The sequence below is a fragment of the Pseudomonas sp. MYb541 genome (assembly GCF_037479595.1).
GTDB lineage: Bacteria > Pseudomonadota > Gammaproteobacteria > Pseudomonadales > Pseudomonadaceae > Aquipseudomonas > Aquipseudomonas canadensis.
Genome location: NZ_JBBGYS010000033.1, coordinates 1 through 21,685, shown reverse-complemented (window position 1 = coordinate 21,685; position 21,685 = coordinate 1). Strand labels below are relative to the sequence as shown.

Annotated in this window: 19 protein-coding genes; 18 read left to right on the top strand and 1 reads right to left on the bottom strand. The window is 60.2% G+C overall.

Going from position 1 to position 21,685, the window contains the following annotated elements:
- The 10 genes from lpxB to ispD all read left to right on the top strand — a co-directional run bounded on the left by lpxB (position 1) and on the right by ispD (position 13,265).
- A complete protein-coding gene (gene lpxB, locus WH299_RS20110) occupies positions 1–1,140 on the top strand; it encodes a lipid-A-disaccharide synthase (protein ID WP_339551124.1) in 1,140 nt (379 codons plus the stop codon).
- Positions 1,137–1,769 carry a ribonuclease HII gene (gene rnhB, locus WH299_RS20105; protein ID WP_339551123.1) on the top strand — a complete coding sequence of 211 codons (633 nt, stop codon included), beginning with the start codon at positions 1,137–1,139 and terminating at the stop codon, positions 1,767–1,769. Before lpxB ends, rnhB begins: the two co-directional genes overlap by 4 nt.
- Before the next feature lie 73 nt (positions 1,770–1,842).
- Positions 1,843–5,364, top strand: coding sequence for a DNA polymerase III subunit alpha (dnaE, locus tag WH299_RS20100; RefSeq protein WP_122724655.1), 3,522 nt, complete (start codon positions 1,843–1,845; stop codon positions 5,362–5,364).
- Between the two features lie 128 nt (positions 5,365–5,492).
- Positions 5,493–6,440: an acetyl-CoA carboxylase carboxyltransferase subunit alpha gene (locus tag WH299_RS20095; RefSeq protein ID WP_016976871.1), complete on the top strand. Its 948-nt coding sequence runs from the start codon at positions 5,493–5,495 to the stop codon at positions 6,438–6,440.
- Between the two features lie 139 nt (positions 6,441–6,579).
- Entirely contained in the window at positions 6,580–7,908 is a 1,329-nt protein-coding gene (gene tilS / locus WH299_RS20090; protein WP_339551121.1) for a tRNA lysidine(34) synthetase TilS, read from the top strand.
- A 273-nt stretch (positions 7,909–8,181) separates the two neighbouring features.
- Positions 8,182–9,813, top strand: coding sequence for a CTP synthase (locus WH299_RS20085; RefSeq protein WP_010212443.1), 1,632 nt, complete (start codon positions 8,182–8,184; stop codon positions 9,811–9,813).
- A 5-nt stretch (positions 9,814–9,818) separates the two neighbouring features.
- On the top strand, positions 9,819–10,664 hold the full coding sequence (gene kdsA, locus WH299_RS20080; RefSeq protein WP_010212442.1) for a 3-deoxy-8-phosphooctulonate synthase: 846 nt from the start codon (positions 9,819–9,821) through the stop codon (positions 10,662–10,664).
- Positions 10,665–10,821: 157 nt separating this feature from the next.
- A complete protein-coding gene (gene eno, locus WH299_RS20075) occupies positions 10,822–12,111 on the top strand; it encodes a phosphopyruvate hydratase (RefSeq protein ID WP_122724661.1) in 1,290 nt (429 codons plus the stop codon).
- Positions 12,112–12,282: 171 nt separating this feature from the next.
- Positions 12,283–12,561: a cell division protein FtsB gene (gene ftsB / locus WH299_RS20070; RefSeq protein WP_003231201.1), complete on the top strand. Its 279-nt coding sequence runs from the start codon at positions 12,283–12,285 to the stop codon at positions 12,559–12,561.
- A complete protein-coding gene (gene ispD / locus WH299_RS20065; RefSeq protein ID WP_122724663.1) occupies positions 12,558–13,265 on the top strand; it encodes a 2-C-methyl-D-erythritol 4-phosphate cytidylyltransferase in 708 nt (235 codons plus the stop codon). Before ftsB ends, ispD begins: the two co-directional genes overlap by 4 nt.
- 129 nt (positions 13,266–13,394) lie before the next feature.
- On the opposite strand, the gene WH299_RS20060 is transcribed toward ispD, so the two are convergent.
- A complete protein-coding gene (locus WH299_RS20060) occupies positions 13,395–14,291 on the bottom strand; it encodes a LysR substrate-binding domain-containing protein (RefSeq protein ID WP_122724666.1) in 897 nt (298 codons plus the stop codon).
- A 108-nt stretch (positions 14,292–14,399) separates the two neighbouring features.
- On the opposite strand from WH299_RS20060, the gene WH299_RS20055 reads away from it, so the two are divergent.
- From WH299_RS20055 to rpoS, 8 genes are all read left to right on the top strand, one after another.
- A complete protein-coding gene (locus WH299_RS20055; RefSeq protein WP_010212435.1) occupies positions 14,400–15,512 on the top strand; it encodes an S-(hydroxymethyl)glutathione dehydrogenase/class III alcohol dehydrogenase in 1,113 nt (370 codons plus the stop codon).
- Between the two features lie 8 nt (positions 15,513–15,520).
- A complete protein-coding gene (gene fghA / locus WH299_RS20050) occupies positions 15,521–16,366 on the top strand; it encodes an S-formylglutathione hydrolase (RefSeq protein ID WP_122724668.1) in 846 nt (281 codons plus the stop codon).
- Positions 16,367–16,420: 54 nt separating this feature from the next.
- Positions 16,421–16,894: a 2-C-methyl-D-erythritol 2,4-cyclodiphosphate synthase gene (gene ispF, locus WH299_RS20045; RefSeq protein WP_122724671.1), complete on the top strand. Its 474-nt coding sequence runs from the start codon at positions 16,421–16,423 to the stop codon at positions 16,892–16,894.
- Complete coding sequence (truD, locus tag WH299_RS20040) at positions 16,891–17,949, top strand: tRNA pseudouridine(13) synthase TruD (RefSeq protein WP_028619216.1); 1,059 nt, start codon at positions 16,891–16,893, stop codon at positions 17,947–17,949. Before ispF ends, truD begins: the two co-directional genes overlap by 4 nt.
- Entirely contained in the window at positions 17,937–18,686 is a 750-nt protein-coding gene (surE, locus tag WH299_RS20035) for a 5'/3'-nucleotidase SurE (RefSeq protein WP_123476525.1), read from the top strand. The genes truD and surE overlap by 13 nt, the downstream gene beginning before the upstream one ends.
- Positions 18,687–18,727: 41 nt before the next feature.
- Entirely contained in the window at positions 18,728–19,363 is a 636-nt protein-coding gene (locus WH299_RS20030; RefSeq protein ID WP_010212427.1) for a protein-L-isoaspartate(D-aspartate) O-methyltransferase, read from the top strand.
- 209 nt (positions 19,364–19,572) lie between these two features.
- Entirely contained in the window at positions 19,573–20,409 is an 837-nt protein-coding gene (locus WH299_RS20025) for a peptidoglycan DD-metalloendopeptidase family protein (protein ID WP_126569960.1), read from the top strand.
- 106 nt (positions 20,410–20,515) lie between these two features.
- Positions 20,516–21,520, top strand: a complete 1,005-nt coding sequence (gene rpoS / locus WH299_RS20020) for an RNA polymerase sigma factor RpoS (protein WP_016976882.1) — start codon at positions 20,516–20,518, stop codon at positions 21,518–21,520.
- The last annotated feature ends 165 nt before the right edge of the window (positions 21,521–21,685 follow it).

The window sequence follows — 21,685 nt, the reverse complement described above, 5'->3', positions numbered from 1 at the left end:
ATGGCTAATCTGCGTATCGCGCTGGTGGCCGGGGAAGCTTCCGGCGACATTCTGGGCGCAGGTCTCATGCGGGCCCTCAAGGTCCAGCATCCAGCGGTTGAGTTCATCGGTGTCGGCGGTCCGCTGATGCAGGCTGAAGGGCTCACGTCCTACTTCCCCATGGAGCGTCTGTCGGTCATGGGGCTGGTCGAGGTGCTGGGTCGCCTGCGCGAGCTGTTGGCCCGCCGCAAGCTGCTGATCCAGACTCTGATCGAAGAAAAGCCCGACGTATTTATTGGTATCGACGCGCCGGACTTCACCCTCAATATCGAACTCAAGTTGCGTCAGGCCGGCATCAAGACCGTGCATTACGTCAGCCCGTCTGTGTGGGCGTGGCGGCAGAAGCGCGTGCTGAAGATCCGTGAAGGCTGCGATCTGATGCTGACACTGCTGCCGTTCGAGGCCAGGTTCTACGAAGAGAAGGGCGTGCCGGTGCGGTTTGTCGGGCATACCCTGGCCGACGCGATTCCGTTGCAGGCTGACCGCACGGCCGCGCGTGCCGAATTGGGCTTGCCTGACGGCCCGTTGGTCGCGCTGATGCCCGGTAGTCGTGGCGGCGAAGTCGGTCGCCTGGCCTCTGTATTCTTTGACGCTGCCGAGCGTCTGCAAGCCTTGAAGCCAGGCGTACGTTTCGTACTGCCTTGTGCCAGTCCGCAACGTCGGGCACAAATCGAAACACTGCTGGAAGGCCGCAACCTGCCGTTGACCTTGCTCGACGGCCAATCGCACCTGGCCCTGGCGGCCTGTGATGCGGTGCTGATCGCCTCGGGCACCGCGACCCTGGAGGCCTTGCTGTACAAGCGCCCGATGGTGGTGGCCTACCGTTTGGCGCCGTTGACCTTCTGGATTCTCAAGCGCATGGTCAAAAGCCCTTACATCTCCCTGCCCAATCTGCTGGCTCAACGCCTGCTGGTACCGGAGTTGTTGCAGGACGATGCGACGCCTGAGGCCCTTGCGCAAACTCTATTACCCTTGATCGACGGCGGCGAAGAACAGACCCGCGGTTTCGACGACATCCATCGCATATTGCGTCGTGATGCCTCGAACCAGGCGGCAGACGCCGTGTTGACCTTGATCGGCCAGAAACAGGAAGCCTTATGACGACGCAAATGGGCCTGGATTTCAGCCTGGTTGCCGAAGCCCACGAACTGGTCGCCGGTGTCGACGAAGTCGGGCGTGGACCTTTGTGCGGTGCCGTGGTCACGGCGGCGGTGATCCTCGATCCGAACCGCCCGATCCTCGGCCTCAATGACTCGAAGAAACTCACCGAGGCGCGCCGCGAAAAGCTCTACGACGAGATCATCAAAAAAGCCCTGAGCTGGTCTATCGCCCGGGCTGAAGTCGAAGAAATCGACAAACTGAACATTCTCCACGCCACCATGCTCGCGATGCAGCGTGCGGTTGAAGGCCTGCACATCACCCCTAAAATGGCGATGATCGACGGTAACCGTTGCCCCAAGCTGGCCATGCCTTCTGAGGCGGTGGTGAAGGGTGATAGCAAGGTGCCTGCCATCGCAGCCGCCTCGATCCTCGCCAAAGTCAGTCGTGATCGTGAAATGGCCGCGTTCGAATTGATCTATCCCGGCTATGGCATTGGCGGGCATAAAGGTTATCCGACGCCCGTTCATCTGGAAGCCCTGGCTCGGCTTGGCCCGACGCCGATCCACCGCCGCTCCTTCGCCCCGGTTCGCCAGGCTTACGAGTTGCGCGAGAGCCTCAACGAGGCGTAGTCGCAAGGCTGATGTTTTGCTCAAGGCCCGGTACAATCCGGGCCTTGTTGTTTTCCACGTATAAGAGATCACTATGCCGGCTTCATTCGTTCACCTACGCCTGCACACTGAATACTCCCTGGTCGACGGCCTGGTACGGATCAAACCGCTGGTCAAAACCCTGGTGGGCATGAACATGCCTGCGGTTGCGGTGACCGATCAGAACAACATGTGTTCCCTGGTCAAGTTCTACAAGAACGCCATGGGCGCCGGCATCAAGCCGATCTGCGGTGCCGACCTGTGGCTGTCCAACAAAGACCCGGATAACCCCCTGAGCCGCATCAGCCTGTTGGCGATGAACGGCGTGGGTTATCGCAACCTCACCGAATTGATTTCCCGTGGTTTCATCGACGGCCAGCGTAATGGCTCGATCATCATCGAGCGCGAATGGGTCGCCGAGGCCAGCGAAGGCCTGATCATGCTGTCGGCCGCCAAAGAGGGCGAGATCGGTATCGCGCTGCTGGGTGGCAATCCTCAAGAAGCTGAAGTACTGGCCAAGGAGTGGATGCAGGTCTTCCCGGATCGTTTCTACCTGGAAGTCCAGCGTACCAACCGCCCCAACGATGAAGAACACCTGCACGCCGCCGTGGCTCTGGCCGATAAGCTGGGCGCGCCGTTGGTGGCTACCAACGATGTGCGCTTCATCAAGAAGGAAGACTTCGAAGCCCACGAAACCCGCGTGTGCATCGGCGAAGGCCGTGCCCTGGATGACCCGCGTCGCTCGAAGAACTACAGCGAAGAGCAGTACCTCAAAAGCGCCGACGAAATGGCCGAGTTGTTCAGCGACCTGCCCGAGGCCCTGGAAAACTCCGTCGAAATCGCCAAGCGCTGCAATATCGAAGTGAAGCTGGGCAAGCACTTCCTGCCCAACTTCCCGATTCCCGATGGCATGACCATCGATGAATATTTCCGCAAGGTGTCCTTCGACGGGCTGGAAGAGCGCCTCAGCGTTCTGCTGCCCAAGGACACCACCGAAGATTACGATGCCAAACGCCAGGTCTACGTCGATCGGCTGAATTTCGAGCTGGATATCATCATCCAGATGGGGTTCCCCGGTTACTTCCTGATCGTAATGGACTTTATCCAGTGGGCCAAAAGCAACGGCGTGCCGGTAGGTCCAGGCCGGGGGTCGGGTGCCGGCTCGCTGGTGGCCTATGTGCAGAAGATTACCGACCTCGACCCGCTGGAATATGACCTGCTGTTCGAACGGTTCCTGAACCCGGAACGGGTTTCCATGCCCGACTTCGACGTCGACTTCTGCATGGACGGCCGTGACCGCGTGATCGAATACGTGGCCGAGAAATATGGCCGCAACGCGGTGAGCCAGATCATCACCTTCGGTTCCATGGCGGCGAAGGCTGTAATCCGTGACGTGGCCCGGGTGCAGGGCAAGTCCTACGGCCTGGCGGACCGTCTGTCGAAGATGATCCCGTTCGAAGTCGGCATGACCCTGGAAAAAGCCTACGAGCAGGAAGAAATCCTGCGCGACTTCATCAAGGTCGATGAAGAAGCCGCCGAAATCTGGGACATGGCCCGCAAACTCGAAGGCGTGGTGCGTAACGTCGGTAAGCACGCCGGTGGTGTGGTTATTGCTCCTACAAAACTCACCGACTTTTCGCCGATCTACTGCGACGAAGAAGGCGACGGCCTGGTAACCCAGTTCGACAAGGACGACGTGGAGGCTGCCGGCCTGGTGAAGTTCGACTTCCTCGGGCTGCGAACCCTGACGATCATCGACTGGGCGCTCAAGACCATCAACCGCGACCGCGCCAAGGTCAACGAAGCGCCGTTGGATATCGCGTTTATCCCGCTGGACGACAAACCGACTTACACCTTGTTGCAAAAAGCCGAAACCACGGCGGTGTTCCAGCTTGAGTCGCGCGGCATGAAAGAGCTGATCAAAAAGCTCAAGCCCGACTGCCTGGAAGACTTGATCGCACTGGTGGCCCTGTTCCGTCCGGGCCCGCTGCAATCGGGCATGGTGGACGACTTCATCAACCGTAAGCACGGCCGCGCCGAGCTGGCGTACCCGCACTCCGACTACCAGTACGAAGGCCTCAAACCAGTACTGGCGCCGACCTATGGCATCATCCTGTATCAGGAACAGGTGATGCAGATCGCCCAGGTGATGGCCGGCTACACCCTCGGCGGCGCGGACATGCTGCGTCGCGCCATGGGTAAGAAAAAGCCCGAAGAAATGGCCAAGCAGCGTGGCGGTTTCATTGAAGGTTGCGCCACCAACAATATCGACGCGGACCTGGCCGGTAACATCTTCGACCTGGTGGAAAAGTTCGCCGGTTATGGTTTCAACAAATCCCACTCGGCCGCCTACGGCCTGGTGTCGTACCAGACTGCCTGGCTGAAAGCCCACTACCCGGCGCCGTTCATGGCCGCGGTACTCTCGGCAGATATGCACAACACCGACAAGGTCGTGACCTTGATCGAGGAAGTGCGCACCATGAAGCTGCGCCTTGACGCGCCGGACGTGAACGCCTCGGAGTTCAAGTTCACGGTGAACGACGAAGGCCGCATCATTTATGGCCTGGGCGCGATCAAAGGCGTAGGCGAAAGCCCGGTGGAAGCTATCGTCGAAGCGCGTCAGAGTGGGCCGTTCGCCGACCTGTTCGACTTCTGTGCGCGGGTTGACCTCAAACGCATTAACAAGCGTACCCTCGATGGCCTGATCCGCAGCGGCGCACTCGACCGTCTCGGCCCGTATTTCCATGATGAGCCCAAGGCTTACCAGGCGAATATCGACCGCAACCGTGCGGTGCTGCTCACCGCCATGGAAGAAGCGATCAAGGCCGCCGAACAGACCGCCCGCACCCATGACAGCGGCCATGCCGACCTGTTTGGCGGGTTGTTCGTCGAAGAAGATGCGGATGTGTACGCCAACCACCGCAAGGCCAAGGAGCTGACCCTCAAGGAACGTCTCAAGGGTGAGAAAGACACCTTGGGCCTGTACCTTACCGGTCACCCGATTGACGAATACGAAGGTGAAATCCGCCGTTTCGCCCGTCAGCGCATCATCGACCTGAAGCCTGCGCGGGATACCCAGACCGTCGCCGGCATGATCATCGCCTTGCGGGTGATGAAGAATAAAAAGGGCGACAAGATGGGCTTCATCACCCTTGACGACCGTTCAGGGCGCATCGAAGCCTCACTGTTTGCCGACGCCTTCCACTCCGCACAGTCGCTGTTGCAGACCGATGCCATGGTGGTGGTGGAAGGGGAGGTCAGCAACGATGACTTCTCCGGTGGCCTGCGCCTGCGGATCAAGCGGGTGATGAGCATGGAAGACGCGCGCACCAATCTGGCCGAAAGCCTGCGCTTGAAGGTAAAAACCGAAGCGCTCAAGGGCGATCAGCTACGCTGGTTGGGTGATTTGCTCAAGCGCCACCGCGGCGCATGCCCGGTGACCATGGAGTACACCGGCAGTGACGCCAAGGCCATGTTGCAGTTTGGCGAGACTTGGCGGATTGATCCGGCTGATGGCTTGATTCAAGCTTTGCGTGACCAGTTCGGGCGAGACAACGTCTTCCTCCAATACCGTTGACGGTCAGGGCACCTGATCTCGACTGAACATTTAATCTCGACCTAAACGCGCCTCTCCCTTAAGGTAGGGCGCGAATAGACAACCGGCTGGCCAGGCACTCCCTGGCCGTCGACCCAAGACGGACGCTTATGAACCCGAATTTTCTTGATTTCGAACAGCCGATCGCTGACCTGCAAGCCAAGATCGAAGAACTGCGCCTGGTCGGCAATGACAATTCGCTGAATATCGGCGATGAAATCGCTCGCCTGCAAGACAAGAGCAGCACGCTCACCGAAGACATCTTCGGCAAGCTGACCAGCTGGCAGATCGCGCGCCTGGCCCGCCACCCGCGCCGTCCGTATACCCTGGACTACATTCAGCACATTTTCACCGAGTTCGACGAGTTGCATGGTGATCGCCACTTCTCCGACGACGCGGCCATCGTGGGCGGTATCGCTCGCCTGGACGACCAGCCGGTGATGGTGATCGGTCACCAGAAAGGCCGTGAAGTGCGCGAGAAAGTCCGTCGCAACTTCGGCATGCCGCGTCCAGAGGGCTACCGCAAGGCGTGCCGCCTGATGGAAATGGCCGAACGCTTCAAGATGCCGATCCTGACCTTCATCGACACCCCGGGCGCCTACCCAGGTATCGACGCTGAAGAGCGCAACCAGAGCGAGGCTATCGCCTGGAACCTGCGCGTCATGGCCCGCCTGAAAACCCCGATCATCGCCACCGTGATTGGTGAAGGTGGTTCCGGCGGCGCACTGGCTATTGGTGTCTGCGACCAGTTGAACATGCTGCAGTATTCGACCTACGCGGTGATTTCGCCGGAAGGTTGCGCCTCGATCCTGTGGAAAACCGCCGAAAAGGCGCCGGACGCTGCCGAAGCCATGGGCATTACCGCCGATCGCCTCAAAGGCCTGGGTATCGTGGACAAAGTCATCGCCGAGCCGCTGGGCGGCGCCCACCGCGACCCGGCTGCTGCTGCCGCGACTATCCGCGCTGAACTGGGTTCGCAACTGGCGATGCTCAAGAAGCTGGACAACGAAGCGCTGCTGGCCCGTCGTTATGAGCGCTTGATGAGCTACGGTCTCTAAGTACGACGCAATACCTGGCTTTTGTGGGAGCTGGCTTGCCTGCGATAGCATCAACGCGGTATCACTGATATACCGAGTTGCTTGCATCGCCGGCAAGCCGGCTCCTACAAAGGTGTGATTCGGTTCGGACGGTAATGCAATGAAACCTTTCAAACCGAATCTGCCTGCCAAGCTGCTGCATACCCTGGCTCCCTGGCGCAATGCCCCAGCCTGGCACATCGCATTCTCGGGTGGGCTTGATTCCACCGTCCTGCTGCATCTCCTGGCCAACCTGGCCAATATCGACACCCTGCCGCCCCTCAGCGTTGTCCATGTTCATCATGGCCTGCAAGCCGCCGCCGACGCCTGGCCGGCCCATTGCCAATCGATTTGCGACCACCTGGGGGTCCCCCTGCGCGTGATGCGCGTCCAGGTACACCCCGGTGCCAGCCTCGAGCGTGCCGCCCGTGAAGCGCGTTACCAAGCATTCATCCAAGTGACCGGGGCAGGGGAGGTGCTGCTGACAGGCCAGCATCGCGATGATCAGGCTGAAACCTTGTTATTCCGACTCTTGCGCGGGGCTGGTGTGCGCGGGCTGGCGGCAATGCCAGTACAGCGCCCGCTGGCGGCTGGCTGCCTTGTGCGGCCCTTGTTGGATGTCTCGCGTGCAGAGCTGGAAGCCTATGCCGAGGCGCATCAGCTCAAATGGATCGAAGATCCTTCCAATGCGGACTCGCGATTCTCCCGTAATTACCTGCGCCATCGCGTGCTTCCTGTCCTGACGGAACGTTGGCCGCAGGCTACCGCAAACCTGGCGCGCACCGCCGAGCACCTGAGTGAAGCCCAGGACTTGCTGGATGAGCTGGCGCAGATGGACCTGCGAGCCGCCAATCAATCTTCGCCGTTTTCATGGCTGCATTTACCGTCCTTGGCCCTTGCACCTTTGCGCGAGCTTACCGACGCTCGCCAGCGCAACGCCCTACGCCACTGGCTAACCCCTCTGACCCGTCTACCCGACAGCGACCACTGGGCCAGTTGGCATTCCCTACGTGACGCCAAGGGCGACGCGCAGCCCCTGTGGCGCCTGGCGGACGGTGATCTGCACCGCAGCGGCGAGCGTATCTGGTGGCTGCCCTCCACTTGGTCGGATTTTTCCGACGCGTCGGTGAGCTGGCCCGATCCGCAAAACCCACTAGAGTTACCCGGCAATGGTCAGGTGCAGCTGACGGGCAGGGTGCCTGGAGGTCCATTGACGATCCGCTACCGCCAAGGCGGCGAAATCCTCGCAGTGCCAGGCCGCGGTCGGCGTGACTTGAAGCGCCTGCTTAACGAAAGTGGCTTGCCGGGCTTCGTCCGTGGCAGATTGCCGCTGCTGTACCAAGGCGAGCAATTGCTGGGCGCGCCCAGCCTTGTGGGACTCTGGCCGGCACCGAGCGATGAGTGGCAATTACATTGGATGCCACAGACCTGCGATCAAGGTTTGAGCTGATAGCGCCTTTCCGGTAGACTACGCTCCCTTCTTGATACAACTTCTGTGGATTCTCTTGAATTGCAGCAGTTGCCGATTACCAAGCAGTCTTTGCTGGGCGATTCCAAAAAATGTGTAGCGATCAACGTACCGGTGTTTCATTGCTGGTCTGTCACCACGCGGCGGTTTTTTTGAAAGGTGCACTGTGATTAATGCAGGTGATCGGGGGCTTCGGCCTTCCTTCGCTTTCCCCGGCGGCTCGGACCGCTTTAACGCAGACTTCTAGGGTTTTTCATGACGCGCTACATATTCGTCACGGGCGGTGTTGTTTCTTCATTGGGGAAAGGCATCGCATCGGCTTCATTGGCGGCCATCCTGGAGGCGCGGGGACTTAAGGTCACCATGCTCAAGCTGGACCCGTACATCAACGTTGACCCGGGCACCATGAGCCCGTTCCAGCACGGTGAAGTGTTCGTCACCCACGATGGCGCCGAGACCGACCTGGACCTGGGCCACTACGAGCGGTTCATCCGCACGACCATGACCCAGAACAACAACTTCACCACCGGCCGTGTCTACGAGCACGTGCTGCGCAAGGAGCGCCGTGGTGACTACCTGGGTGCAACCATCCAGGTGATCCCGCACATCACCGACGAAATCAAGCGCCGCATCATCAAGGGTGCAGGCGATGCCGACGTGGCAATGGTCGAGATCGGCGGCACCGTCGGTGACATCGAGTCCCAACCGTTCCTCGAAGCCATCCGCCAGCTGCGTTTCGAAGTCGGCGCCAAGCGCGCGATGCTGATGCACCTGACCTTGGTGCCGTACATCGCCACCGCCGGCGAGACCAAAACCAAGCCTACCCAGCACTCGGTCAAGGAACTGCGTTCCATCGGCCTGCAGCCGGACGTACTGGTTTGCCGCTCCGATCACCCGATCGACATTTCCTCGCGTCGCAAGATCGCGCAATTCACCAACGTTGAAGAACGTGCGGTGATCGCGCTGGAAGACGCCGACACCATCTACAAGATCCCGGGCATCCTGCACTCGCAAGGCCTGGACGATTTTGTGGTCGAGCGTTTCGGCCTGCAATGCAACGGCGCGGACCTGTCCGAGTGGGAAGCCGTGGTCGACGCCAAGCTCAACCCTGAGCACGAAGTCACCATCGCCATGGTCGGCAAGTACATGGAACTGCTGGACGCGTACAAGTCGCTGATCGAAGCGATGAGCCACGCCGGTATCAGCAACCGCACCAAGGTCAACCTGCGCTACATCGATTCCGAAGACATTGAGAACCAAGGCACTGCCTTGCTCGAAGGTGTGGACGCGATCCTCGTTCCCGGCGGTTTCGGCCTGCGTGGCGTGGAAGGCAAGATCACGGCAGTTCAATATGCTCGCGAGAACAAGGTGCCGTACCTGGGTATCTGCCTGGGCATGCAAGTGGCCGTCATCGAGTTCGCCCGTAACGTGCTGGGCTGGAAAGACGCCAACTCCACCGAGTTCGACAGCAAGAGCGGTCACCCGGTCGTGGGCCTGATCACCGAGTGGGAAGATGCCACTGGCGCGGTCGAAACCCGTACCGAAGCGTCCGACCTGGGCGGCACCATGCGCCTCGGCGCGCAGGACTGCCTGCTGGAACCGGGCTCGCTGGTTCACGACTGCTACGGCAAGGACGTGATCGTCGAGCGTCACCGTCACCGCTACGAAGTGAACAACAACCTGCTGCCGCAAATCAAAGAAGCTGGCCTGAAAATCTCCGGTCGCTCCGGTGATGGCGCGCTGGTTGAAGTGGTCGAGGCGCCGGATCATCCGTGGTTCGTGGCGTGCCAGTTCCACCCTGAGTTCACCTCGACACCGCGTGACGGTCACCCGTTGTTCAGCGGTTTCGTCAAGGCCGCACTGACGCAACACCAGAAGAAGGCGTAACCCTGATGGCCCAGAAGATCATTCGCGTCGGCGACATCGAGATTGCCAACGACAAGCCCATGGTGCTGTTCGGCGGCATGAACGTGCTGGAAAGCCGCGACATGGCGATGCAGGTCTGTGAAGAGTACGTCAAGGTCACCGAGAAACTCGGTATCCCTTACGTGTTCAAGGCCAGCTTCGACAAGGCCAACCGTTCGTCCGTGACCTCCTATCGCGGCCCGGGCCTTGAGGAAGGCATGCGGATCTTCCAGGACATCAAGCAAGCCTTCGGCGTGCCGATCATCACCGACGTCCACGAGCCTGAACAGGCCGCCGTGGTCGCCGAGGTGTGCGACATCATCCAGTTGCCGGCCTTCCTGTCGCGCCAGACCGACCTGGTCGTCGCGATGGCCAAGACCGGCGCTGTGATCAATATCAAGAAAGCCCAGTTCCTCGCGCCCCAGGAGATGAAACACATCCTGAACAAGTGCGTGGAAGCGGGTAACGACCAGTTGATCCTCTGCGAGCGCGGTTCTAGCTTCGGCTACAACAACCTCGTGGTGGACATGCTCGGTTTCGGCATCATGAAACAGTTCGAATACCCGGTGTTCTTCGACGTGACCCACGCGCTGCAAATGCCTGGTGGTCGCGCCGATTCCGCTGGCGGGCGTCGTGCCCAGGTGCTGGACCTGGCCAAGGCCGGCATCAGCCAGTCCCTGGCGGGCCTGTTCCTGGAAGCCCACCCGGATCCGGACAACGCCAAGTGCGACGGCCCATGCGCCCTGCGCCTGGACAAGCTGGAGCCATTCCTGGCCCAGCTCAAGCAGTTGGACGAACTGGTCAAGAGTTTTCCGACGGTAGAGACCGCGTAAGCTTCGTTTCTCCGGTAGAATTTCCCACGCTTTACGCTCAGGCCTTTGGGCCTGAGCCTTGTCGTCTGCAAGCCTGCCTCGTTGTTCCACCCTTGCGGTCGGTCAAAAGATTTCCTTCAGCTGCGTCGTTTTCGTCAACTTTGGAGTGTTTACAACAATGGCAAAAATCGTCGACATCAAAGGTCGTGAAGTTCTCGACTCCCGTGGCAACCCCACCGTCGAAGCCGACGTGCTTCTCGATAACGGCATCATCGGCAGCGCATGCGCGCCGTCCGGTGCTTCTACCGGTTCGCGCGAAGCGCTGGAACTGCGTGATGGCGACAAGAGCCGTTACCTGGGCAAGGGTGTACTCAAGGCGGTAGCCAACATCAACGGCCCGATCCGTGACCTGTTGCTGGGCAAGGACCCGCTGGACCAGAAAGCCCTGGACCACGCGATGATCAAGCTCGACGGCACCGAAAACAAAGGCAGCCTGGGCGCCAACGCCATCCTCGCCGTGTCCCTGGCCGCTGCCAAGGCTGCTGCCCAGGACCAGGACCTGCCGCTGTACGCGCACATTGCCAACCTGAACGGCACGCCGGGTGTTTACTCGATGCCGGTGCCGATGATGAACATCATCAACGGTGGCGAGCATGCCGATAACAACGTCGACATCCAGGAATTCATGGTGCAGCCGGTGGGCGCCAAGTCCTTCTCCGAAGGCCTGCGCATGGGCACCGAGATTTTCCATCACCTCAAAGCGGTACTGAAGGCCCGTGGCCTGAGCACTGCGGTGGGTGACGAAGGTGGTTTCGCACCGAACCTGGCGTCCAACGAAGATGCACTGAAAGTGATCTCCGAAGCTGTGGCCAACGCTGGCTACAAGCTCGGCACCGACGTGACCCTGGCCCTGGACTGTGCGGCCAGCGAGTTCTACGAAGACGGTAAATACAACCTGTCCGGCGAAGGCCAGGTGTTCAACTCCGAAGGTTTTGCTGACTACCTGAAGGGCCTGACCCAGCGCTACCCGATCATCTCGATCGAAGACGGCCTGGACGAGTCCGACTGGGATGGCTGGAAAATCCTCACCGACAAGATCGGCGAGAAAGTCCAGCTGGTGGGCGACGACTTGTTCGTGACCAACACCAAGATCCTGAAAGAAGGTATCGATAAAAAGATCGCCAACTCGATCCTGATCAAGTTCAACCAGATCGGCACCCTGACCGAAACCCTGGAAGCCATCCAGATGGCCAAGGCTGCGGGCTACACCGCCGTGATCTCCCACCGCTCCGGCGAAACCGAAGATTCGACCATTGCCGACCTGGCCGTGGGCACCTCGGCGGGCCAGATCAAGACCGGTTCCCTGTGCCGTTCCGACCGCGTTTCCAAGTACAACCAATTGCTGCGTATCGAAGAGCAACTGGCGGGCAAGGCCAAGTACAACGGTCGCGGCGAGTTTCGCGGCTGATCAGTAAGTGATAAAAAGTCAGCGGATTGCGTCGGAAAACTCACGACAGTGTGGATTTCGACGCTAATCTTATGGCTATCAAGCACAAGCCTGGTTCTTCCAGGCTTCGTGCTATCAGTTGCTTCAAAAGTTTTGCATGGCTGTCTTTTTTCACTGGATACCCGATATTCGATGCGCAGTCCCAATTGGTTGTTCCTCGTCTTGCTCTTGTTGCTGGCTGGCCTGCAGTACCGCCTATGGGTGGGTAATGGCAGCTTTGCGCAGGTAAAAGACCTGACCGAGCAAATTGCTGCACAGCACGCCGAAAACGAGATCTTGCTGGAGCGCAATCGCGTCCTCGACGCCGAAGTGCTTGAGCTGAAAAAAGGTACGGAGACCGTGGAAGAGCGGGCTCGTCATGAACTGGGCATGGTCAAGGAGGGCGAAACCCTCTACCAGTTGGCCCAATGAACCACCGGTTGCCGGCCTTCTGGGCCGTGATTCCTGCCGCGGGCGTCGGTGCCCGTATGGCCGCGGACCGTCCCAAGCAATATTTGCAACTGGGCGGGCGCACTATTCTCGAGCACAGCCTTGGCTGTTTTCTCGACCATCCATCGCTCAAGGGCTTGGTGGTCAGCCTTGCTCCTGATGATCCTTATTGGCCGACGCTGGCGTGTGCGAATGACCCGCGTATCCAGCGTGCGGACGGCGATTCGGAGCGCTCGGGCTCGGTGCTCAACGCGCTGTTGCACCTGAATGCCCTGGGCGCCGGCGATGAGGATTGGGTGTTGGTACACGATGCGGCGCGGCCGAACCTGAGCCGCGATGACCTCGACAAACTGCTGGCTGAGCTGGCTGACGACCCGGTCGGCGGCCTGCTGGCCGTGCCGGCCCGCGATACGCTCAAGCGCGTCGACAAACACGGCCGTGTGGTAGAGACCGTCGACCGCAGCCTGATCTGGCAAGCCTACACGCCGCAGATGTTCCGCCTCGGAGCCCTGCACCGCGCGTTGGCCGACAGCTTGGTGGCGGATGCGGTGATTACCGATGAAGCCTCTGCGATGGAATGGTCGGGTCAGGCGCCGCGCCTGATTGAAGGGCGCTCGGACAATATCAAAGTCACCCGGGCGGAAGATCTCGAGTGGTTGCGGTTGCGGTGGGTTAACCGACAGTAGTCAGTTGCACCGAGTCGACCCCTTCGCAGGCAAGCCAGCTCCCACATTTGACCGCGTTTATCCTGTAGGAACGCGATCAAATGTGGGAGCTGGCTTGCCTGCGAAGAGGCCGGGACAAACAGCCATTAATTACCGGCTGTACTCCGGCCGCTCAGCCAACCCTTCCTTCAAAAAATCCACCAACTTGCGCACCTTCGGCGACAAATGCCGCTGCTGCGGATACAACGCCCACACCGCCGTATTCGGTGGCTGATGCGCCTCGAGCAACGACACCAACGCGCCACTGTGCAGGTGCTCCAGCACGTAATAGTCCGGCAACTGGCACAACCCCACACCTTGCAACGCTGCGTCCAGCACCGCTTGCCCACTATTGCAGCGCCAGTTTCCCTGCACCCGCTGGGAAAATTCCCGCCCGTCCTGGGCCAATTGCCAGATATCAGAGCTGCCGATCAAGCAGTTGTGCCGACTCAACTCCGACAAGCTATGTGGCCGACCATACCGCGCCAGGTAGGACGGTGACGCGCACAAGTACATGCGCCTCGGTGCCAGTCGGCTGGCGACCATGCGCGAATCCTGCAAGCGCCCCAGGCGAATCGCCAGGTCGAGGCCCTCGTGCACCAGGTCTAACTGGCGGTTGCTCAGCTCAATATCCACGCGCAACTGCGGATAGAGCGCCATGAAGCGGGTGACCAGCGGCACGATAAAGCGCTCGCCGTACGCCACCGCGCAGGTCATGCGCAACATGCCCTTGGGTTCGCTGGTGAGGTCGCCCACTGCGCGCAAGGCTTCTTCGCGACCGTCCTGCAGGCGTTGGCAATGTTGCAGGAAGGTCTGGCCCGCTTCGGTCAGGGTCACCTTGCGCGTACTGCGGTACAGCAGCCGTGTTTGCAGGCGTTCTTCCAGGCGCGCCACTTGGCGGCTGATGTGGGACGACGACACTCCCAGGCGTTCCGCCGCTGCCGTGAACTGGCTGCATTCGGCGACCGCGACAAACTCGTCGATGCCTTCCCAGCGGTTTTCCAGCATGTGATTATCCCTGTACAGCAATAAAGTTTTGCTTTTGCCAGGATTATTCATCAGTCAGCCATGTTTTACACTCACCGTCTCAATTTTTAACCGCCTGGAGAAACCCGGATGATCAAGTCCCGCGCTGCCGTAGCTTTCGAAGCCAAAAAGCCCCTTGAGATCGTCGAAGTGGATGTCGCCATGCCGAAGGCTGGCGAAGTGCTGTTGCGGGTGGTCGCCTCCGGTGTCTGCCATACCGACGCCTACACCCTGTCGGGCGCTGACCCGGAAGGCATCTTCCCGTCGATCCTCGGTCATGAAGGTGGTGCGGTGGTTGAGGCGATTGGCGAGGGCGTGACGTCGGTAGCGGTGGGTGATCACGTGATCCCGCTGTACACCCCGGAATGCGGCAAGTGTAAATTCTGCCTGTCGGGCAAGACCAACTTGTGCCAAGCCATCCGTTCCACCCAGGGTAAAGGCCTGATGCCAGATGGCACCACGCGTTTCTCCTACAAAGGCCAGCCGATTTTCCACTACATGGGCACCTCGACTTTTTCCGAGTACACCGTGCTGCCGGAAATTTCCGTGGCCAAGATTCCTAAAGAAGCCCCGCTGGAAAAAGTCTGCCTGCTGGGCTGTGGCGTCACCACCGGCATCGGTGCGGTGATCAATACTGCCAAGGTCAAGCCGGGCGACACCGTGGCGATTTTCGGCCTCGGCGGTATCGGCCTGTCGGCGGTGATCGGTGCGGTCAAGGCTAAGGCCGGGCGTATCATTGCCATCGATATCAACCCGGCCAAGTTCGAAATCGCCAAGCAACTGGGCGCCACCGACTGCATCAACCCGAAAGACTACGATCGCCCGATCCAGGACGTGATCGTCGACCTCACCGATGGCGGCGTGGACTTCTCCTTCGAATGCATCGGCAACGTGCAACTGATGCGCGCCGCCCTTGAGTGCTGCCACAAAGGTTGGGGCGAGTCGGTGATCATCGGCGTTGCCGGTGCCGGCCAGGAAATAGCCACCCGTCCGTTCCAGTTGGTGACCGGTCGCGTCTGGCGTGGTTCGGCCTTCGGCGGCGTGCGCGGCCGCAGCGAATTGCCAAGCTATGTGGAAATGGCCCAGACCGGGGAGATCCCGCTGGACACCTTCATCACCCACACCATGGGCCTGGAAGACATCAACAAAGCGTTTGACCTGATGCATGAAGGCAAGAGCATTCGTACCGTCATCCACTTCTGAGGTCGACCATGAGTCTGGAAAACCTGTCGTGCCAGAAAAGCTTCGGCGGCTGGCATAAACGCTACAAGCATCATTCCGATGTGCTCGGTTGCGACATGACGTTCGCCGTCTACCTGCCGCCGCAAGCGGAAGAGGGCGGCAAGTTGCCGGTGCTGTACTGGCTGTCCGGCCTGACCTGCACCGACGAGAACTTCATGCAGAAGGCCGGCGCCCAGCGCATGGCTGCCGAGCTGGGCTTGATCATCGTCGCGCCGGACACCAGCCCGCGTGGGCCGGGTGTGCCGGGCGATCCAGACAACGCCTGGGATTTCGGCCTCGGCGCCGGCTTCTACCTGAATGCCACCCAGGAACCCTGGGCCAAGCACTATCGGATGCATGACTACGTGGTGCAGGAATTGCCGGCATTGGTTGAAGCGCATTTCCCGGCTTCGGACAAACGCGGCATCAGCGGCCACTCCATGGGCGGCCACGGGGCGCTGGTGTGTGCCTTGCGCAACCCCGGGCGATACCTGTCGGTGTCGGCGTTTTCGCCGATCAACAATCCGATGGATTGCCCGTGGGGCCAGAAAGCCTTCTCGCGTTATTTGGGTGAAGAGCGCTCGAAATGGCGCGAATGGGATGCCTGCGTGTTGATCAGCGAGGCCTCGCAAAAGCTGCCGCTGCTGGTGGACCAGGGCGATCGCGACGATTTCCTCGCTGTGCAACTCAAGCCCGAAGCCCTGCAGCAAGCGGCCAAGGCGGCCAACCATCCGTTGGAACTGCGCCTGCAACCCGGCTACGACCACAGCTACTTCTTTATCGCCAGCTTCATCGAAGACCATTTGCGACACCATGGCCGTGCTTTGCTCGGTTAATGTGAGGCAAAAGTAGGTAGAATCACGCCCTGAATTAAATCGGGGCGTTTTTTTATGCGTATTGGCCACGGCTACGATGTGCACCGTTTCGCCGAAGGCGATTTCATCACCCTGGGCGGGGTGCGCATTGCACACCACCATGGGTTGCTAGCTCATTCCGACGGCGACGTCGTGTTGCATGCCTTGAGCGATGCCTTGCTCGGCGCGGCGGCGTTGGGCGATATCGGCAAGCACTTTCCGGACACCGACCCGACCTTCAAGGGCGCGGACAGCCGTGTACTGCTGCGCCATGTGGTTGGCCTGATCCACGCCAAAGGCTGGAAGGTCGGCAACGTCGACAACACCATCGTGGCCCAGGCGCCGAAGATGTCCCCCCATATCGAGTCGATGCGCGCGCTGATTGCCGCGGATCTGCAAATTGAACTGGATCAAGTGAACGTGAAAGCCACTACTACCGAAAAGCTCGGCTTTACCGGTCGTGAAGAGGGCATCGCCGTGCACTCCGTCGCCTTGTTGCTGCGCGCATGAATGACGTGCAACTGTTGGGTCCACGGGCCTATGGCGAAGCTCTGGGCAGCGCGGTACTGAAAGCGACGGCCGAAGACTTCCAGGTTGATGAAGTGCTGGATATCCCTCTGACCGGCGAGGGTGAGCACCTGTGGTTGTGGGTTGAGAAGCGCGGCCTCAATACAGAAGAAGCCGCGCGGCGCATCGCCAAGGCGGCGGGCGTGCCACTGCGCACGGTCAGCTACGCCGGGCTCAAGGATCGCCAGGCGTTGACCCGCCAATGGTTCAGCGTGCAACTGCCCGGCAAGGCCGATCCGGACATGAGCGCGGCGGAGAACGACACGCTCAAGGTCCTCAAGACCGCCCGCCACAAGCGCAAGCTGCAACGCGGTGCGCACTCAGCCAATGGTTTCACCTTGCGCCTGACCCAGTTGGCCGGTGACACCGCCGCCATCGACGCGCGGTTGCAACTGATTGCACAACACGGCATTCCCAACTACTTCGGCGCGCAGCGTTTTGGCCACAACGGCGGCAACGTGGTCGACGCCCGTGAGTGGGCCGCTCGCAAGGCGTTGCCGGAACAGCGCAACGTGCGATCGCGGTTGCTGTCCACGGCGCGCAGCTTCCTGTTCAACAAAGTGTTGGCGGCGCGTGTGGCCGACGGTTCATGGCAGCGCGCCCAGGTTGGCGACTTGCTGGCCTTTACCGACAGCCGCAGTTTTTTCCCGGCGGGGGAGGCTGAATGCAGCGACCCACGCTTGGCGATCCTGGACCTGCACCCGACCGGACCACAGTGGGGCGAAGGTGATTCGCCTGCCACGGGGGCAACTTTTGAGCTTGAACAGGCGGTCGCCGCCGGTGAAGCCGACTTGCGTGATTGGCTGGTGAATGCCGGCATGAGCCAGGAACGTCGCATTCTGCGACTGCCCATTGGCGGTTTGACGTGGCATTATCCCTCGCTGGACATTCTGCAATTGGAATTCGTCCTGCCGGCCGGATGCTTCGCCACTGTCTTGGTGCGCGAGCTTGTTGATCTGGTGCCGGTGGGGCAGACGGACAACCCATGCGTATTCTGATATCAAACGATGACGGTGCCACCGCACCCGGTCTTGCCGCGCTCTATGCTGCGCTGGAAGATTACGCCGAGTGCGTGGTGGTTGCCCCCGACCAGGACAAGAGCGGCGCCAGCAGTTCGCTGACGCTCGACCGTCCGCTGCACCCGCAAGTCCTGGCCAATGGCTTTATCAGCGTGAACGGCACCCCCACCGACTGCGTCCACCTGGCGATCAACAGCCTGCTGGATCATGAGCCGGACCTGGTTGTGTCGGGTATCAACCTCGGCGCCAACCTGGGCGACGACGTGCTGTATTCCGGCACCGTGGCCGCGGCGCTTGAAGGTCGCTTCCTGGGGCGTACGGCGTTCGCCTTTTCGTTTGCTTCGCGCCAGCTGGATAACTTGCCGACTGCTGCGTATTTCGCGCGCAAGCTGGTCGAGGCCCATGGTTCCCTGAGCCTGCCGCCGCGCACGGTGCTCAACGTCAATATTCCCAACTTGCCCCTCGACCATATTCGCGGCATCCAACTGACGCGCCTGGGGCATCGTGCCCGCGCGGCGGCGCCGTTGAAGGTGGTCGACCCGCGTGGCAAGGCAGGCTATTGGATTGCGGCAGCGGGTGATGCGGAAGATGGCGGTGAGGGCACGGACTTTCATGCCGTGATGCAAGGCTATGTGTCGATTACCCCGTTGCAATTTGATCGCACCTTCAGTGATGCCTTCAGTGGTCTCGATGGCTGGCTGGAGGGGCTGCGCTGATGGGCCGTGAACAAGACGACTTGCTGCGCCGGGGGATCGGGATGACGTCCCAGCGTACCCGCGAACGCTTGATCCAGCGCTTGTACGAAGAGGGGTTGTCCAACGCTCAGGTGCTGGAAGTGATCCGGCGCACGCCTCGGCATCTGTTTGTCGATGAAGCCCTGGCCCACCGAGCCTACGAAGACACCGCGCTGCCCATCGGCCACAACCAGACCATCTCCCAGCCGTATATGGTGGCGCGCATGAGCGAGCTGCTGCTGGCGGCGGGGCCTTTGGACAAAGTGCTGGAGATCGGCACCGGCTCCGGCTACCAGACCGCCGTGCTGGCGCAACTGGTGGAGCGGGTGTTCTCGGTCGAGCGCATCAAGGTGCTGCAAGACCGTGCCAAGGAACGCCTGGTCGAATTGAACCTGCGCAACGTGGTGTTTCGCTGGGGCGATGGCTGGGAAGGCTGGCCGGCGCTGGCGCCTTACAACGGCATTATCGTCACCGCCGTGGCCACCGATGTGCCCCAGGCGTTGCTCGATCAACTTGCTCCAGGCGGACGGCTGGTCATCCCGGTGGGCTCCGGTGAAGTGCAACAATTGATGCTCATTATCCGTGAGGAAGAAGGGTTTTCCCGGCATGTACTGGGCGCTGTGCGCTTCGTGCCGCTGCTCAATGGGCCGCTGGCCTGAGCATTTGTTTGCAGGCAGTGAATTCTGTTGGCGGGGATGTGTCTTACGGCGGGGTCCATCGAGTCAACATGATCGGGCGTCGGCATTAAACGCGATGAATTTTTCGTTTCAGTCGTGTGCCGGTAAAAAGCCAATGCCCAGTTATACTTGCGTCATATTTCAAGCCTGATACAGGCATTCATGTTCAGCCACCATAAAGGGAGCGGCGGGTGAGTCTCACAGGTCTTGCGCAGCGTATGAGTAAAACAAGCTTTCATCGACTGGTGCTTGGCCTCGTCTTCAGTTCCGTGTTGGTAGGATGCTCCAGCTCGCCAAGCAGCGGCGCGCGGGTGGTTGACCGTAATAATGCGGTCCCGCAGAAACCGACGGTGACCACCGGGCAATACGTGGTGCGCAAGGGCGACACGATGTTCTCGATCGCCTTCCGTTATGGTTGGGATTACAAGGCACTTGCAGCTCGTAACAATATTCCCGTGCCCTACACGATACATCCGGGTCAGACGATTCGCTTCGACGGGCGCACCGGTTCAACGCCTACGGCAGTTGTGACAAACACCGGATCTTCGCCGTCGTCTTCGAGCAAAACCACCATCATCACCCGGCCTGCAGGCACCGCCACGCCGACCCCTGCGGCCAAGCCGGCACCCGCGCCGTTGCCACCTGCCGGGCCTGCGCCGACCGGTTGGGGATGGCCCTCAAACGGGGTGTTAATTGGAAAATTCTCTTCAAACGGTAGTTTGAATAAAGGCATTGATATCGCCGGAGATTTGGGACAGCCTGTTTTAGCTGCGTCTGATGGGACAGTGGTGTACGCCGGGAGTGGTTTACGGGGCTACGGCGAGCTGGTCATCATCAAACACAGCGATACCTACGTCAGTGCTTACGGCCATAACCGTAGGCTGTTGGTTCGGGAGGGGCAGCAGGTCAAGGTCGGACAGACAATTGCCGAAATGGGGTCAACTGGTACAGACCGGGTGAAACTGCACTTTGAGATTCGCCGCCAAGGGAAGCCTGTAGATCCACTGCAATTCCTACCCCGTCGTTGATGTGTTGCACAGCCTGTTCCCTCACGTAGAAGGAACAGGCTCCAGCGTTGCCAAGGATAAAGGCGCCGCTTGAGCTTGAGGTCGAACTCACCAAAGGACTATAACAATGGCTCTCAGTAAAGAAGCGCCGGAGTTTGACATCGACGATGAGGTTCTCCTTATGGAGACCGGTATCGATACGGAATCGATGTCGAATGAGGGACCTGCTGTACCTTCAGTTCGCACCAAGTCCAAGAACTCCACCGCGTTAAAGCAACACAAGTACATTGACTACACGCGGGCGCTCGATGCGACCCAGCTGTACCTCAATGAAATCGGCTTTTCCCCTCTGCTGACCCCCGAAGAAGAAGTCCATTTTGCGCGTTTGTCGCAAAAGGGCGATCCGGCTGGGCGTAAGCGCATGATTGAAAGCAACCTGCGCCTGGTGGTGAAAATCGCCCGACGCTACGTCAATCGTGGGCTGTCCCTGTTGGACCTGATCGAGGAAGGCAACCTGGGCCTGATCCGGGCTGTGGAGAAGTTCGACCCCGAGCGGGGCTTCCGCTTTTCGACCTATGCCACCTGGTGGATTCGCCAGACCATCGAACGGGCGATCATGAATCAGACCCGCACGATCCGGTTGCCGATCCATGTGGTCAAGGAGCTCAACGTCTACCTGCGGGCAGCGCGTGAGCTTACCCAAAAACTCGATCATGAACCTTCGCCCGAAGAAATCGCCAACCTGCTGGAAAAACCGGTAGGAGAGGTCAAGCGCATGCTCGGTCTCAATGAGCGCGTGTCTTCGGTCGATGTCTCGCTGGGTCCTGATTCGGATAAAACCCTGCTGGACACCCTGACGGATGATCGTCCTACCGATCCTTGCGAGCTGTTGCAGGACGATGATCTTTCCCAAAGCATTGACCAGTGGTTGTCGGAGCTCACGGACAAGCAGCGTGAGGTGGTGATTCGCCGCTTCGGCCTGCGCGGCCATGAGAGCAGCACCCTGGAAGACGTAGGCCTGGAGATCGGCCTGACCCGTGAGCGGGTGCGGCAGATCCAGGTGGAAGGGCTCAAGCGCTTGCGTGAGATCCTGGAGAAGAATGGCTTGTCGAGTGAGTCGTTGTTTCAGTAACGATTGATTAGGCCGCTATGACAAAACGCCCGGTGCATGGGAATGCACCGGGCGTTTTGCTGTGCGCTGATCATTCGTTACCAACACTTCCCCTGTAGGAGCCCGGCTTGCCGGCGATGAGGCCCTCAGGACCGCCATCGCCGGCAATCCGGCTCCTACAGTTAG

Coding starts and splice junctions, on each gene's coding strand:
- lpxB (WP_339551124.1), top strand. CDS start 1: ATGGCTAATCTGCGTATCGCGCTGGTGGCCGGGGAAGCTTCCGGCGAC.
- rnhB (WP_339551123.1), top strand. CDS start 1,137: ATGACGACGCAAATGGGCCTGGATTTCAGCCTGGTTGCCGAAGCCCAC.
- dnaE (WP_122724655.1), top strand. CDS start 1,843: ATGCCGGCTTCATTCGTTCACCTACGCCTGCACACTGAATACTCCCTG.
- WH299_RS20095 (WP_016976871.1), top strand. CDS start 5,493: ATGAACCCGAATTTTCTTGATTTCGAACAGCCGATCGCTGACCTGCAA.
- tilS (WP_339551121.1), top strand. CDS start 6,580: ATGAAACCTTTCAAACCGAATCTGCCTGCCAAGCTGCTGCATACCCTG.
- WH299_RS20085 (WP_010212443.1), top strand. CDS start 8,182: ATGACGCGCTACATATTCGTCACGGGCGGTGTTGTTTCTTCATTGGGG.
- kdsA (WP_010212442.1), top strand. CDS start 9,819: ATGGCCCAGAAGATCATTCGCGTCGGCGACATCGAGATTGCCAACGAC.
- eno (WP_122724661.1), top strand. CDS start 10,822: ATGGCAAAAATCGTCGACATCAAAGGTCGTGAAGTTCTCGACTCCCGT.
- ftsB (WP_003231201.1), top strand. CDS start 12,283: ATGCGCAGTCCCAATTGGTTGTTCCTCGTCTTGCTCTTGTTGCTGGCT.
- ispD (WP_122724663.1), top strand. CDS start 12,558: ATGAACCACCGGTTGCCGGCCTTCTGGGCCGTGATTCCTGCCGCGGGC.
- WH299_RS20060 (WP_122724666.1), bottom strand. CDS start 14,291: ATGCTGGAAAACCGCTGGGAAGGCATCGACGAGTTTGTCGCGGTCGCC.
- WH299_RS20055 (WP_010212435.1), top strand. CDS start 14,400: ATGATCAAGTCCCGCGCTGCCGTAGCTTTCGAAGCCAAAAAGCCCCTT.
- fghA (WP_122724668.1), top strand. CDS start 15,521: ATGAGTCTGGAAAACCTGTCGTGCCAGAAAAGCTTCGGCGGCTGGCAT.
- ispF (WP_122724671.1), top strand. CDS start 16,421: ATGCGTATTGGCCACGGCTACGATGTGCACCGTTTCGCCGAAGGCGAT.
- truD (WP_028619216.1), top strand. CDS start 16,891: ATGAATGACGTGCAACTGTTGGGTCCACGGGCCTATGGCGAAGCTCTG.
- surE (WP_123476525.1), top strand. CDS start 17,937: ATGCGTATTCTGATATCAAACGATGACGGTGCCACCGCACCCGGTCTT.
- WH299_RS20030 (WP_010212427.1), top strand. CDS start 18,728: ATGACGTCCCAGCGTACCCGCGAACGCTTGATCCAGCGCTTGTACGAA.
- rpoS (WP_016976882.1), top strand. CDS start 20,516: ATGGCTCTCAGTAAAGAAGCGCCGGAGTTTGACATCGACGATGAGGTT.